At 63.4% G+C, this 13369-nt stretch carries 12 protein-coding genes; 10 read left to right on the forward strand and 2 right to left on the reverse strand.

Annotation, left to right across the window (positions count from 1 at the left end):
- Nucleotides 1-5: 5 nt before the first annotated feature.
- Genes LGH82_RS12595 through LGH82_RS12625 form a run of 7 tightly spaced genes read left to right on the forward strand, consistent with a single transcriptional unit; the run spans nucleotide 6 to nucleotide 8696 of the window.
- A complete protein-coding gene (locus LGH82_RS12595) occupies nucleotides 6-992 on the forward strand; it encodes an ABC transporter permease (protein ID WP_227348784.1) in 987 nt (328 codons plus the stop codon).
- Between the two features lie 24 nt (nucleotides 993-1016).
- Nucleotides 1017-1997: a sugar-binding transcriptional regulator gene (locus LGH82_RS12600; RefSeq protein WP_227348785.1), complete on the forward strand. Its 981-nt coding sequence runs from the start codon at nucleotides 1017-1019 to the stop codon at nucleotides 1995-1997.
- On the forward strand, nucleotides 1994-2989 hold the full coding sequence (locus tag LGH82_RS12605) for an aldo/keto reductase (protein ID WP_227348786.1): 996 nt from the start codon (nucleotides 1994-1996) through the stop codon (nucleotides 2987-2989). Before LGH82_RS12600 ends, LGH82_RS12605 begins: the two co-directional genes overlap by 4 nt.
- A gap of 17 nt (nucleotides 2990-3006) precedes the next feature.
- A complete protein-coding gene (locus LGH82_RS12610; protein WP_227348787.1) occupies nucleotides 3007-4710 on the forward strand; it encodes a glycerol-3-phosphate dehydrogenase/oxidase in 1704 nt (567 codons plus the stop codon).
- Between the two features lie 14 nt (nucleotides 4711-4724).
- A complete protein-coding gene (locus LGH82_RS12615; RefSeq protein WP_227349568.1) occupies nucleotides 4725-5543 on the forward strand; it encodes a class I fructose-bisphosphate aldolase in 819 nt (272 codons plus the stop codon).
- 22 nt (nucleotides 5544-5565) lie between these two features.
- A complete protein-coding gene (locus LGH82_RS12620) occupies nucleotides 5566-7080 on the forward strand; it encodes an FGGY-family carbohydrate kinase (protein WP_227348788.1) in 1515 nt (504 codons plus the stop codon).
- Entirely contained in the window at nucleotides 7077-8696 is a 1620-nt protein-coding gene (locus LGH82_RS12625) for a GMC family oxidoreductase (protein ID WP_227348789.1), read from the forward strand. The genes LGH82_RS12620 and LGH82_RS12625 overlap by 4 nt, the downstream gene beginning before the upstream one ends.
- Nucleotides 8697-8875: 179 nt before the next feature.
- On the opposite strand, the gene LGH82_RS12630 is transcribed toward LGH82_RS12625, so the two are convergent.
- Together LGH82_RS12630 and phnF are read right to left on the reverse strand one after the other, a co-directional pair.
- Nucleotides 8876-9571: an oligogalacturonate-specific porin KdgM family protein gene (locus LGH82_RS12630; RefSeq protein ID WP_227348790.1), complete on the reverse strand. Its 696-nt coding sequence runs from the start codon at nucleotides 9569-9571 to the stop codon at nucleotides 8876-8878.
- Between the two features lie 337 nt (nucleotides 9572-9908).
- Entirely contained in the window at nucleotides 9909-10676 is a 768-nt protein-coding gene (gene phnF / locus LGH82_RS12635) for a phosphonate metabolism transcriptional regulator PhnF (protein WP_227348791.1), read from the reverse strand.
- A 295-nt stretch (nucleotides 10677-10971) separates the two neighbouring features.
- Here phnF and LGH82_RS12640 point away from each other — a divergent pair, with 295 nt between their 5' ends.
- From LGH82_RS12640 to LGH82_RS12650, 3 genes are all read left to right on the forward strand, one after another.
- Entirely contained in the window at nucleotides 10972-11808 is an 837-nt protein-coding gene (locus LGH82_RS12640; RefSeq protein ID WP_227348792.1) for a PfkB family carbohydrate kinase, read from the forward strand.
- Nucleotides 11809-11941: 133 nt separating this feature from the next.
- A complete protein-coding gene (locus tag LGH82_RS12645; RefSeq protein WP_227348793.1) occupies nucleotides 11942-12094 on the forward strand; it encodes a hypothetical protein in 153 nt (50 codons plus the stop codon).
- The gene (locus LGH82_RS12650; protein WP_264484378.1) at nucleotides 12085-13251 is read left to right on the forward strand and encodes an alpha-D-ribose 1-methylphosphonate 5-triphosphate diphosphatase; all 1167 of its coding nucleotides are present in this window, start codon (nucleotides 12085-12087) and stop codon (nucleotides 13249-13251) included. Before LGH82_RS12645 ends, LGH82_RS12650 begins: the two co-directional genes overlap by 10 nt.
- Nucleotides 13252-13369 lie beyond the last annotated feature (118 nt).

A 13369-nucleotide genomic window follows, 5' to 3' on the forward strand; every position in this document is an offset into this window, starting at 1 on the left:
CCCTCATGCATGCCGAAATCAAGGCAACGGGCGTTGCGCGGCGCGGCAATTTCGCCCGCATGGCCTCGATGCGCGAGGCCGGGCTGATCGTCATCATCCTGGCGCTGTGCATCGCGATGAGCTTCGCGTCGCCGCACTTCCTGACATGGGGCAATTTCCGCGCCATGCTGATGAGCTTCTCCATCGAGGGCATCGTCGTCGTCGGCATGACCATCCTGCTCATCGTCGGCGGCATCGATCTGTCGGTCGGCTCGGTCGTGTGCTTGTCCATGGTGGTCTCGGGCGCGCTGTTTCTCGCCGGCCTCGACCCGTGGACCGCCAGCCTGATCGGCATCGGCGTCAGCGCGCTGATCGGCGCGGCAATGGGCTTCTTCGTTACCGTGGTTGGCCTCAACCACTTCATCACGTCGCTGGCGGCGATGGTCATCGTGCGCGGCATGTGCCTGATCGTCACCAAGGGCACACCGCTGTCGCTGTTCACGCTGCCGCCGTCGTTCAAGGCCATCGGCCAGGGCAACTTCAACGGCCTGCCCTATGTCATCATCATCTTTGTCGCGGTCGTGGCGATCTTCGACTTCCTGCTGCGCCGCGCCACCGCCTTCCGCAAGGTCTTCTACACCGGCTCCAACGAGAAGGCGGCGCAGTTCTCGGGCATCAAGACCAAACAGGTGAAGTTCTGGGTGACGGTGCTGTGCTCCACCCTCGCCGGCCTGGCGGGCGTGATCTACATGGCCCGCTTCGGCGCGGCCACGCCAACCTTCGGCGCCGGCATGGAGCTCAACATCATCGCCGCAGCGGTGATCGGCGGCGCCTCGCTCAACGGCGGGTCGGGCACGATCTTCGGGGCCATCCTCGGCATGGCCCTGCTGTCGGTGGTGACCAGTTCGCTGATCCTGCTCGACGTGTCGGTCTATTGGCAAGACATGATCAAGGGCTGCATCCTGCTGGCGGCGGTGTCGATCGATCACTTCCTGCACCGCAAGAAGTCCTGAGCTCCCAGGCGACGAGACAAGATCATGGCCCCTCCCAATACCCGCGACGACATCTCGACCATCCGCCAGATGCATCAGGCGCTGGTGCTGCACTATGTGGAAGGCAAGACCCAGGCGGAGATCGCCCGGGAGCTCGGCATCTCGCATGCCACCGTCAACCGGCTGATCAAACGCGGCCACCAGCTCGGCCTGGTCGAAATCAAGATCAAGTCGCCGATCGACCATCTGGTCGATATCGAGGCGCGCCTTGTGGCGCTGGGAGGCATCGAACGCGCGGTGGTCGTGCCCACGGTGTCGGATAATCCGCAGACGGCGCTGCAACGAGTCGGCGAGGCCGCGGCGCGCCTGTTGCTCGACACCATCAAGGATGGCGACACGATCTCGATCACCGGCGGCAAGGGCGTCAGCGCACTGGTCGCCGGGTTGAAGCCAAGCCGCCGGTACGACGTCGAAGTCATTCCCGCCACCGGTCTCGTCCAGGGCAAGCATTATACCGATGTCAACCACGTCGCCTCGCTGATGGCCGACAAGCTTGGCGGACGCGCCTATCAGGTGCATGCGCCGCTGTTTGCCGACAGTCCCGAGCAGCGCGAAATGCTGATGGGCGTGCGCTCGGTCGCCGATGTGTTCCGCAAGGCGCGCGACGCGAATGTGGCCGTGGTCGGCGTCGGTTCGATCCTGAGCGATGATTCCAGCTATTACGACCTGCACCCGTCATCGAGCGCCGACCGGCAGGCCATCGAACAGTCAGGCGCGGCCGGCGAGTTGCTTGCCCACTTGATCGACCGCGACGGCAAGCTCTGCGGCTATGCGCTCAACCGTTCGCTGGTGTCGCTGACGCTCGACGAATTCGCCACCATCCCGCGCTCGATCGGCATTGCCAGCGGCGCCAGCAAGGCCGCGCCCATTCTCAGCGCCATGCGCGGCAACCATCTCGACACCATCGTCACCGACGAGGCGACCAGCCTCCAGATTCTCGACCTTGCCGAACAGGAGGCAGCATGAGCTCCCAACAGATTATCCGCCAGATTGGCAAGTCCGACGTCTCTGCCTCGGCCGTGGGCCTCGGCACCTGGGCGATCGGCGGCTGGATGTGGGGCGGCACCGACGAACAGGCATCGATCCGCGCCATCGAGGCCTCCATCGATGCCGGCATCAGCCTTATCGACACCGCTCCAGCCTATGGCCTCGGCCGCAGCGAGGAGATCGTCGGCAAGGCCATCAAAGGCAAACGCGACAAAGTGGTGATCGCCACCAAATGCGGGCTCAACTGGCATTCCGGCAAGGGCAACCATTTCTTCAACCAGGATGGCAAGCCTGTGCATCGCTATCTCGGCGCCGACGGCATCGCCCATGAGCTGGAGCAAAGCCTGCGCCGGCTCGGCACCGACCATATCGACCTCTACATCACCCATTGGCAGGACCCGACGACGCCGATCGCCGAGACCATGGCGGTACTCGAAAAGCTCAAGGCCGCCGGCAAGATACGCGCCATCGGCGCCTCGAATGTCAGCGCCCAGGACCTCGAAGACTATGTCGCCGCCGGCCAGATCGACGCGATCCAGGAGCGTTACTCGATGATCGATCGGGAGATCGAAGGCAGCCAGCTGCCGATCGCCCGCCACAACGACATCGCAACGCTCAGCTATTCGTCGCTGGCGCTCGGCCTGCTCAGCGGCGCCATCGATCCGGCGCGCGAATTCACTGGCGACGACCAGCGCAAGGACAATCCACGCTTCTCCATTGCCAATCGGCAAAAGGTGGCGCGGCTGAAACAAGCCATCGCGCCAATCTCGGCACGGCATCAGGCATCAATGGCCCAGATCGTCATTGCCTGGACGCTGGCCCAGCCTGGCATCACGTTTGCCCTATGCGGCGCGCGCAATGCCGAACAGGCCATCGACAATGCGCGCGCCGGGGAGATCGCGCTCGGCTCCAGCGAACTTGCCGCCATTGACGCGGCAATTGCCGCGCATCTCACCGCACTGGATGCCTGAGCGAAAAGGCAAGCCACATGAACCGCAACGACACACTCGCCGCTCTGCGCGAGCGGCCCGATATTGCCGTGCTCGTCATTGGCGGCGGCATCAACGGCATCAGCGTTTTTCGCGAGCTGGCGCTGCAGGGCGTCGACATCGTCCTGGCGGAAAAGGGCGACTATTGCAGTGGCGCAAGCGCCGCGCTGTCGCGCATGGTGCATGGCGGCCTGCGTTATCTCGAAAACGGCGAATTCAAGCTGGTGCGCGAGTCGCTGGCCGAGCGAGACCGGCTGTTGAGGAACGCTCCGCACTATGTCGCGCCGCTGCCGACGACGGTGCCGATCTTCGACACATTTTCGGGTATCGCCAATGGTGCGGTGCGCTTCCTAGGCCTGACGCGACGGCCGAGCCGGCGCGGCGCCCTGGTGATCAAGGCGGGGCTGACGCTCTACGACCTGTTCACATCGGCGCGGCGATTGATGCCGACGCATCGTTTCAGGGGCAGAGCGGAAACGCTGAGGACATGGCCAGCCATCAATCCGGCAATCCGCAGCTCCGCCACCTATTATGACGCCTGGGTGAGCCGGCCGGAGCGGCTCGGCCTGGAAATGCTGTTCGACGCCATGGCCGCCAGCCCATCCGCTTGCGCCCTGAACTACGCTTCGGTGGCTTCCACGGACGCCGGGATTGCGCTGACCAACGGCCTGACCGGCGAGGTACTGCCGATACGCCCGACGCTGATCATCAATGCCACCGGCGGCTGGATCGACCTGACCAACAAGGCCATAGGCGCCTCCGCACCCCTGATGATGGGCGGCACCAAGGGTTCGCACCTGATCGTCGACAATGCGGAACTCCATGGCGCGCTGGGCGGCCACATGGTCTATTACGAGAATGAGGACGGGCGCATCTGCATCCTGTTTCCCTATCTCGGCAAGGTGCTGATCGGCTCGACCGATATTCGCGTCGACAACCCGGACGAGGTGCGCTGCGAGGACGACGAGCGCCGCTATATCCTGCAGTCTCTTGCCTTCGTTTTCCCCGCGATCACGGTTGCCGAAGAGCAGATCGTGTTCTCGTTCTCCGGCGTTCGCCCCCTGCCCGCCAGCGACGACAGTTTCACCGGCCGCATCCCGCGCGATCACTTCTGCGAGTTCGTGGAAGCCAATGGCCATCTGCCGGCGACCCTTTGCATGATCGGCGGCAAGTGGACCACCTTCCGCTCGTTCGGGGCGATGGCCGCCGACATGGTACTGGCGCGGCTCGGACTGGCACGCAGCAAAGGCACCGAGGACCTTGCCATAGGCGGCGGTCGCGATTTTCCCGAAAATCCCGAAACATGGTGCGCGGCTTTGGCCGAGCGACACGGCTTGAGCGTCGAACGAGCCTGTTCCCTGTTTGAACGTTACGGCACCTCGGCAGAGCAATTCGCCGAGCCATCGACGATGCTTTCGCGATCGGATTACGCGGCCGCCGAAATCCGCCTGATGATCGAGCGCGAGCAGGCCGAGTGCCTTGCCGATCTTTTCCTGCGCCGAACCACCATCGCCATTTCCGGCGGCCTCAGCCTCGCCCTCATCGACGCGGTGCTGGCAATTCTCGCCGCGCATAAGGGTTGGGATGCCGCCCGCGCCGCAGCCGAACATGCCGCCTTCCTTGCCCTGCTGGCGCACCAGCACGGCGTCACCCTTTCCGATCTCTCCAAGACAAACGACAAAAGGAGCGCCCTATGCGCGTGAACACCAAAGTCCGCATGAACCGGCTGTTCGGCGGTGGCCGCTGTCTTGACGTCGCCATCGACCATGGCGTGTGCAACGAGCCGAGCTTCCTCAACGGGCTCGAGGACATGGCAGGCGTCGTTGCCCAACTGGTCAAGGCCGGGCCCGACGCCATCCAGATGAACCATGGGCAGGCCGACCTGCTGCAGGCTGTGTCGGGCAGGGACAAGCCGGCGCTGGTCATGCGCATCGACATGGGCAATCCCTACAACAGGATCCGCCATCGCGCGATGTGGGCGGTATTGCAGAACGAGGCGGAGCCGCTGGTGGGCGCCATCGAAATGGACGCGGCCTGCGTCGTCGTCAATCTGTTCATGCTGCCCGACGAACCGGACCTGTTCCGGCAGTGCGTGCAAAACATCGCACGGGTTCGCGCCGATTGCGACAAATACGGCCTGCCGCTGATGATCGAGCCGCTGGCGATGCTGCCGGTCTCCGAACATGGCGGCTACATGGTCGACGGCGACGCCGAAAAGATCGTCACCTTGACGCGGCTCGCCCGCGAGATGGGCGCCGACATCGTCAAGGCCGATCCGACCAGCGACCCCAGCGACTTCCACCGCGTCGTCGAGGCGGCGCGCTGCCCGGTGCTGGTGCGCGGCGGCGGCAAGGAGGATCTGCGCGCGGTGTTCGACAAGTCGGCAGCGCTGATGGCGCAAGGCGCCATGGGCATGGTCTACGGCCGCAACATCTACCAGCATGCCAACCCGAGCGCCGTGGTGCGCGGGCTGATGGCAATCATCCATGACGACGCGGATGGCGCCACGGCCTGGGACCTGTACAAGCAGGCATAGGCTTGGGCATCGGGAGGAGCCAATGGGTAAGTACATTCTTGGCCTCGATGCCGGCAACACCGTCATCAAGGCCATCATCTTCGATATGTCCGGGCGCGAACTGGCATTGGCGGTCCGCGATGGCCGCTCCTCCATGCCCAAGCCGGGGCATGTAGAGCGCGATCTCACGGAACTCTGGCGCAATGCCGTCGCCGTCATCGGCGAGTGCATTGACCAGGCCGGCATCGACGCCAGCGACATCGTCGCCATCGGCTGCGCCGGACATGGCAATGGTCTTTATGCGCTCGACCGCGATGGCGCACCGCTGATCGGCATCCAGTCGCTCGATACGCGCGCTGTCGGTATCGTAGCCGAATGGGCCGAGCAGAATGTCGGCGACCGCACCTATGTGCATTGCCTGCAAAAGCCGTGGGCGGCGCAGACACCGACCCTGCTCGCCTGGCTCAAGCGCTTTGCGCCGGAGCTGTTCGCAGGGATCGGCACTGTCTTTCTTTGCAAGGATTTCGTCGTCAACCGGCTGACTGGCGCGCGCTCCACCGACACTTCGGACATGTCGGGTTGCGGCCTGCTCGAGATGCCGGGACGGCGCTACAATCAAGAGCTGCTCGCTGCCTATGGGCTCGGCGACTGCATGGATTTGCTGCCGCCCGTGCTGGAGTCGGCTGAGATCGCCGGTCACATCACCGGCGAGGTCGCAGCGCTGACAGGCCTGCGCGCCGGCACGCCGGTCGTCGCCGGGCTGTTCGACGTGGTTGCCAGCGCCATTGGCTCCGGTGTCACACGTACGGGCGCCGCCTCGATCATCGCCGGCACCTGGAGCATCAACCAGGTCATCACCGACGAGCCGATCCGCGACCCCTCGATCTTCATGCTCTCGACCTTCGATCCTACGCGCTACCTGGCGATTGAATCCAGCGCCACGTCGGCCGCCAATCTCGAATGGATCGTGCACGAATTCCTCGAACATACAAACGATGCCGACAGGTCGCCATTCGAACTGTGCAGCGATCTCGTCGCCTCGGTCGATCCCGACGGCGACATCCCGATCTATCATCCATTCCTCTACGGCTCGCAGCAGAACGGCCGCGCGCGTGCCGGCTTCTATGGCATGGCAGGCTGGCATACGCGGGCGCACATGCTGCGCGCGCTGTTCGAGGGCGTGGCCTTCGAGCACAAGCGGCATGTCGAGACGTTGCATAAGGCGGGCGCCACATTCGACGAAGCGGTGCTGTCGGGCGGCGGTTCGCGCAGCCACATCTGGCCGCAGATCTTCGCCGATGTGCTGGGCGTCCCCGTCACCGTGGCGCGCAGCCGCGAGACCGGCGCGCTTGGCGCGGCGATTGCCGCCAGCACCGGGGTCGGTGTATTCGCAGATTTCAGCGCGGGCTCCGCCGCGATGACGCAAGCCGCCCGGCACTATACGCCCAATGGCGCGATTGCTCCGGCCTATGCACGGCGCTATCGCTTGTACCGGGAGATCAACCAGGCGATGGGCCCGATCTGGCAGCGCATCGCCGCCGAGCAGGCGCTCACGTGACCAAAACTCAATCCTCTTCGTCGGGCGAATATGACTACGTTTTCGTCGGCGCGGGTTCGGCCGGCTGCGTGCTGGCCAACCGGCTCTCCGCCGATCCGCGCAATCGGGTTCTGTTGCTCGAGGCCGGCGGCAGCGACCGCTATCATTGGGTCAACATACCCATCGGCTATCTCTACTGCATGGGCAACCCGCGCACGGACTGGCTGTTGAAGACCGAGCCGGAGGCAGGGCTCAACGGCCGCCGCCTCAGCTATCCGCGCGGCAAGGTGCTGGGCGGCTGCTCCTCGATCAACGGCATGATCTACATGCGCGGACAGGCAGCGGATTATGATGGCTGGAGACAGGCCGGCAATGCCGGCTGGGCCTGGGACGATGTGCTGCCCTATTTCCTGAAGTCGGAGGATTATCACGGCGGCGCCAGCGTAATGCATGGCGCCGGCGGCGAATGGCGGATCGAAAAGCAGCGCCTGTCATGGCCGATCCTCGACGCTTTCCGCGACGCCGCCGAGGAACTCGGCATCCCCCGCACCGACGACTTCAACACCGGCACCAATGAAGGCTCTGGCTATTTCGAGGTCAACCAGAGGAAGGGGGTGCGCTGGAACACCTCCAAGGCCTTCCTGCGCGGCATTGCTGATCGCCAGAACCTGCGCGTGGTCACCGGTGCGGAGACGGAACGGCTGGAATTCGAAGGCCGACGCGTCACCGGGCTCGTCTACCGTCAGGACGACCGCCTGCACTATGTCAAAGCGGGGCAGACAATTATCGCGGCCGGTGCGATCAACTCGCCGAAGCTGCTCGAGCTTTCCGGCGTCGGTCAACCCGAACTGCTGTCACGCCTCGGCATCGGCGTGCGCCACGCCCTGCCCGGCGTCGGTGAAAACCTGCAGGACCATTTGCAGATCCGCACGGTCTTCAAAGTGACTGGTGCCGCGACCCTCAACCAGCGCTACCACAATCTGTTCAGCCGCGCGGCGATGGGTGTGGAGTACGCGCTCAAACGCTCCGGCCCGCTGTCGATGGCGCCGAGCCAGCTCGGCATCTTCGCCAAAAGCGATCCACGTCTCGAAACGCCTGATCTCGAATACCATGTGCAGCCGCTGAGCACCGACCGGCTGGGCGAGCCATTGCATCGCTTTCCAGCCGTGACGGTGTCGGTGTGCAATCTGCGCCCGGAAAGCCGCGGCACGGTGCATATGGGGTCCGCCGATCCGCGCGAGGCGACGAAGATCCAGCCGAACTATCTCTCCACGGAAGGAGACCGCGGCGTTGCCATCGCTTCGCTACGCCATGTGCGAAGTCTGATGAAGGCACGGGCCGTGGCGCGCTTTGCGCCGGAGGAGATGCTGCCCGGCACACAGTATGACAGCGACGAAGACCTCATCCGCAAGGCCGGAGACATCGGCACGACGATCTTCCACCCTGTCGGCACCTGCAAGATGGGGTCGGACTCGGCGGCGGTGGTCGACGACCGCCTGCGAGTCCACGGTCTCGGCGGGCTGCGTGTGGTTGATGCCTCGATCATGCCGACCATCGTCTCGGGCAACACCAATTCGCCGGTGATCATGATCGCGGAGAAAGCGGCGGAGATGATCCTTCGGGATTCTCGCCAGTGAAGCAGGCAACGAATGGAGATCGGACTGACATCTGTCCGCCCGATCGCTTCGCTTTTCTTGATCGACATTTTTGCGGCCAAGGAAAGCGTCGCGCCAGACTGTCTAAATTCCATCCACGGATTTCGGGCGCCCACGCACTGTTCGAGCGCGGGCGCCTTCTGGAATTATAACACTCGGGATCAGAACGAGTGCTTGTATCCGATTGCGATGTTGAGCTTGTCGGCTGCCACGTCGTTGTAAGGCGACGACGTCGTGTCGATCTTCTTCCACGAATAACCGATGCTGGTATAGACGGCATTGGTGGAGTCGATGTTGTAGGTCACGCCAGTGGCCACCTTGGGCGTTTCCCAGGTAGCGTTGAAGGCATTGCGGTAGCGCAGGTTGAAGACATTCCACGTCCACTGCTTGGTCAGCTTCCAGTCACCCGCGAGATACAGGGCGTAGTAGGGAACCTGCGCATTGGCGTCTCCATCCTTGGGAATGCCCGTGTCGTGCCAGGTGTAGCCAAAGGCCACGCTGGGCGTCAGGGTAAAGACATCGGTCAACTTGATTTTGTAGCCGAGGCTCGCTTCACCGTAATACTGGGACTTTCCGCCGGTTTTGAAGGTCGGCTGGAAAAACACGCCGCCGACAAAGTTGTTGTCGAAATTGTGCGAGACGCTGAACTTGAAGTAGGTGTCGGCGAGCGAGCGAGCGGTGTTGCTGCCATTGTTGATGGCGTAGAACTCGGGACTTCCCTCGATGCCGATGGTCCAGGTGGGGGCAGCCGGAGCCGGTGCCGGCGGCGGTGCCGCTTCAACCAGATCGGCTGCAAAGCCGGGCGTCGCCAGGAGCAGGCAGATGCCAAGCGGAAGGGTGATCTTTGGAGAAAGCATTGTAGTCCCTCAATGTGAGATGTGGCCGAGACGTGGCTGGGATGTGGCGACGGAATTTTAGCTAGGCGCGATACATAACAGTTATGTGACGACGTGCCGTTGGTGCCGCAGCTTTGTCGAAGCGGATATCGGCGGGCATCTCGGTGCTGCAGTTTGGCCACACCTGCAGGCCGGTGCTGGACCTCGCCATTGGCAATGGACAGCCCGGCCCGGTCAAAAGATAGGGCAGATGCGGTTGGGGGAGCCATCAAAGATGGTGCTGCTTTCGCGCTTTACGCAAAAGCCGAGCATCAGCAGCAAATCAGACATGAAAGTGCGGCGAAGATCTCACCGCTGTTCACTCTTTGGCGTTCGCGGCCTCTGCCAGCACACTGAGAAGCTGGCTCGTATTGTCGATCGAGAACTGCACGCGTTCGCCGGGCCAGATCGATTCGGAGTAGGAGATCGGCGTGCCCTTCATATCAACATCGACCTTCTTCAGCAGCACGACCGGCTGCGTTTCGGACTGCTTGAGATGCCTGGCCTCTTCCCTGGTCGGAAGGCGCACGATGATATCGGTGCGCAGGCGGATATAGTCGGTGACGCCATATTCGGCGAGGATGACGCTGACGCTGCTCCCGTTGCGTCTCGCCTTGTCGAAACCGGGGAAGCGGCGCACCGGAAAATAGGCGTTGGAAAGACCGATGGGATCCTCGTCGGCAAAACCAAGGTGCACGATGTGATAGACCGGCTCGTTCGGTGGCAGCCTGAGCGCCTCGCTGACCCGGCGCGGTGCTGGGATCGCCTCCTCCTTGATCGCTTGACCCAGAGGCTCACGCCCCTGCTCCAGAAGGTTCCGCGAAAAGCGCGTGCGTTCCGACAGGCGGTAGTCGAGCCGGGCATCCCTGGCGAACGTGCCCTTCCCCTGCTCGACCTGGACAAGACCGCGATTCTGAAGCTGCTGCATCGCCCGCCGGATGCTGTGGCGACCAACCCCGAAACGCGCCATCAGGTCCGTCTCTTTCGGCAACCTGTTGTCGTCGACAAAACGGCCGGCCGCAATATCGGCGGCAAGTTCCTCCTCGACCTGCTGCCACTGGCCATGCAGTAGCTTGTTTTGCATCATCACCAGGCGGCCTTTACCCTATGTCATTCGAATGAATCATAGCTGACGCAAGAAGGGCTGGCAATGCACGCCTGCGCCATCACATGGGCCATACCGTCTGTCCTTACGATGGCGGCAAGACGAGACGGATCTCCGTTCCTACACATGCCTGTCATCAAGCCTGGCTATGGCGCGCCGAAGTCCCGCGGGAACCGCCGATGGCGACCAGCCTGCTGTCCGTGATGCCGGTCCCGGTGCTATTCCTGATTGCGCAGCGCTTCATCGTCGATGCGCTCGCGCCAGGACTGGGTGAAAAATGGAAGGCCGAAAGCAAAGGACCATTAGCACAGTCATCGTTGTCGGCCATGTCAACTACGACCAGGTTTGGTCGCTGTCATCGCCGCTCGCTTCGGGCGCGCGCATCACTTATTTGGACCGCACCCTCAGGCTCGGCGGTGGCGGCTTCCACACAGGCACTCAACTGGCCAGGCTCGGCAATGACGTCCGGCTGGTCAGCAGCCTGACGGACGACGGTCATGGCCGGGCGGCACTTGCGGCCTTGCAGGCGGGCGGCATCGATGTGCGCCACGTCACCATGCGTTCCGGCGAGACCCTGTTCACCGAAATCCTGCTCGAGCCGAGTGGCGAGCGCACCATTCTGAACCCCGGCGGGCGGGAGCGGCCGCCCTTCGCCATACCCGATCCTGTCTCCGGCGATGCCGCCTATCTCAACGCGCTCGTGCTCGATGACGGCATCGTCGCCTCGCTCGAGACGATCCCGCTGGTGATCTCGCAGTTTCCACTGCGCAAGGCCTCACCGCGCCCGGCCGACATCGTCATCGGATCGCGTGCCGATTTTCCAGATGAGGACACGCATCGGATCTGGGAGAGAGCGGCGGCGATCGCCGGACCACGCTTGACGACGCTGGTGCTGACCGATGGAACGCGCCCGATCTCGCTCTATGACGGCAAGGTGCTGAACCATGTCACGCCGCTGAAGCAGGTTTCAGTGCAGGATACGATCGGCGCCGGCGACTGTTTTACGGGGATCTTCCTGCATGGGCTGCTGCAAGGGTTCAGCCTCAAGATGTCCGCCGAACAGGCGAGCCAGCAAACCGCCGAATGGCTCAGCAAACGATCGCTTGCCGGCTGAGGTGAGCGCTCGGGGAAGCGCTGGCCTTCATGAAACTGTCATAAAAATCAAATGGCAATCAACATTCGAGTGAATTACAAAACATCCGAATGTATCGGAGCAACCATGGTCGAGGCGGCAGCAGACCGGCGCCATGATCGGTATCTCGCACCATCCGGAGAATGTCACCGATCTTGTCGACCGGGAAATCCATGCTGAAACCGACTATCCCGAGCACGATCCCGAAAGTGGAACCCGGTTTTCGGGATCAAGCTCAAACAAAAACAGAGAAATCGCATGTGGCTGAGTGAATTCGAAATTGTCCTGCGTGATCGCGTCATCCGCAGCGGCGCCGTCAGGATCGAAGAGGGCCGGATTGCCGAGGTCCGCGACGAGCCTGTCGAGAATGCCGATATGCTGGGCGGCGGCCGCCTGTTGCTGCCCGGCTTCATCGACATGCACGGCGACATGGTGGAGAAGGAAGTGGAGCCGCGCACCGGCGTCCATGTGCCGATGAAGACCGGCATTGCCGAACTCGACAAGAAGCTGGCTTCCTGTGGCGTCACCACGGCCTATGCGGCGCTTTCCTTCATCGGCGCCAGCGTCACAAGCGGCGTGCTTCGCTCGGAAGAACACACATCGGCGATCATCGAGACCATAGCCGAACTGAAAGACGATCTGCTGGTCGATCATCGCATCCATGCCCGCTTCGAGGTGACCTTCACCCCGGCAATCGCCATGCTGCAAAGGCTGATGGACGCCGGTAGGCTGCACCTGATCTCGCTGATGGATCACACGCCCGGACAGGGGCAGTACCGCGACGTCGAACTCTACATCGCCCGCATCGCCAGGGAGCGCGGCATGTCCGTCGCCGACGCATCGGAGGTCGTCGGCCACCGCATGGCCGGGCGGGAAGGCCAGGGCGAAGTGCTCAACGCGCTGCAGGACCTGTCGGCCCGTGCCCGTGCCAGCGGCATCGTGCTCGCCTCGCATGACGACGACACTCCGGAAAAGGTGGAACTCGTCCATGGCCTCGGCGCCGTGCTCAGCGAATTCCCGGTGACCCTGGAAGCGGCGCAAGAAGCCCGTAGGCTGGGAATGCATACGGTGATGGGCGCTCCCAATGCGCTGCGCGGCAATTCCTATTCCGGCAATCTCTCCGCCCGGCAAGCCTATGGGGCCGGATTGCTCGACATGCTGGCCAGCGATTATCATCCGGCCTCGATCCTGCCGGCGGTTCTCGGCCTGGCTGAGTTGCGGGACGACGGTCTCGTGGCGGCGGCCGCACTGACCAGCGCCAATCCGGCCAGGGCACTCGGGCTCACCGATCGCGGCGCCATCGAGCCGGGACTCCTGGCCGATCTCGTCGTGGCGGATCGCCGGCCGGTGGCGCGCGTCCGAGCCACGTTCCGCTCAGGACGGATGATCTACAGCGACGGCACTCTGACCGCGCGCAGGCATTGAGCGAAGCTTTCCCGACGCGATAACCGAGGCCGGCATCCTTGTCGCTTTCCGCGCGAGCCGCCGATGGTGGAGTGGTCTCGTCGAGGAAGGTGCTGACGAATATTCTATCGCTGGCGAA

Origin of the sequence: Mesorhizobium sp. PAMC28654, assembly GCF_020616515.1 — a bacterium.
Taxonomy (GTDB): Bacteria; Pseudomonadota; Alphaproteobacteria; order Rhizobiales; family Rhizobiaceae; genus Mesorhizobium.

Excerpts from the sequence above, each read along its gene's own strand:
- LGH82_RS12595 (WP_227348784.1), top strand. The coding sequence starts at position 6 with ATGCATGCCGAAATCAAGGCAACGGGCGTTGCGCGGCGCGGCAATTTC.
- LGH82_RS12610 (WP_227348787.1), top strand. The coding sequence starts at position 3,007 with ATGAACCGCAACGACACACTCGCCGCTCTGCGCGAGCGGCCCGATATT.
- LGH82_RS12620 (WP_227348788.1), top strand. The coding sequence starts at position 5,566 with ATGGGTAAGTACATTCTTGGCCTCGATGCCGGCAACACCGTCATCAAG.
- LGH82_RS12630 (WP_227348790.1), bottom strand. The coding sequence starts at position 9,571 with ATGCTTTCTCCAAAGATCACCCTTCCGCTTGGCATCTGCCTGCTCCTG.
- LGH82_RS12600 (WP_227348785.1), top strand. The coding sequence starts at position 1,017 with ATGGCCCCTCCCAATACCCGCGACGACATCTCGACCATCCGCCAGATG.
- LGH82_RS12605 (WP_227348786.1), top strand. The coding sequence starts at position 1,994 with ATGAGCTCCCAACAGATTATCCGCCAGATTGGCAAGTCCGACGTCTCT.
- LGH82_RS12615 (WP_227349568.1), top strand. The coding sequence starts at position 4,725 with ATGAACCGGCTGTTCGGCGGTGGCCGCTGTCTTGACGTCGCCATCGAC.
- LGH82_RS12640 (WP_227348792.1), top strand. The coding sequence starts at position 10,972 with ATGGAAGGCCGAAAGCAAAGGACCATTAGCACAGTCATCGTTGTCGGC.
- LGH82_RS12645 (WP_227348793.1), top strand. The coding sequence starts at position 11,942 with ATGATCGGTATCTCGCACCATCCGGAGAATGTCACCGATCTTGTCGAC.
- phnF (WP_227348791.1), bottom strand. The coding sequence starts at position 10,676 with ATGATGCAAAACAAGCTACTGCATGGCCAGTGGCAGCAGGTCGAGGAG.
- LGH82_RS12650 (WP_264484378.1), top strand. The coding sequence starts at position 12,085 with ATGTGGCTGAGTGAATTCGAAATTGTCCTGCGTGATCGCGTCATCCGC.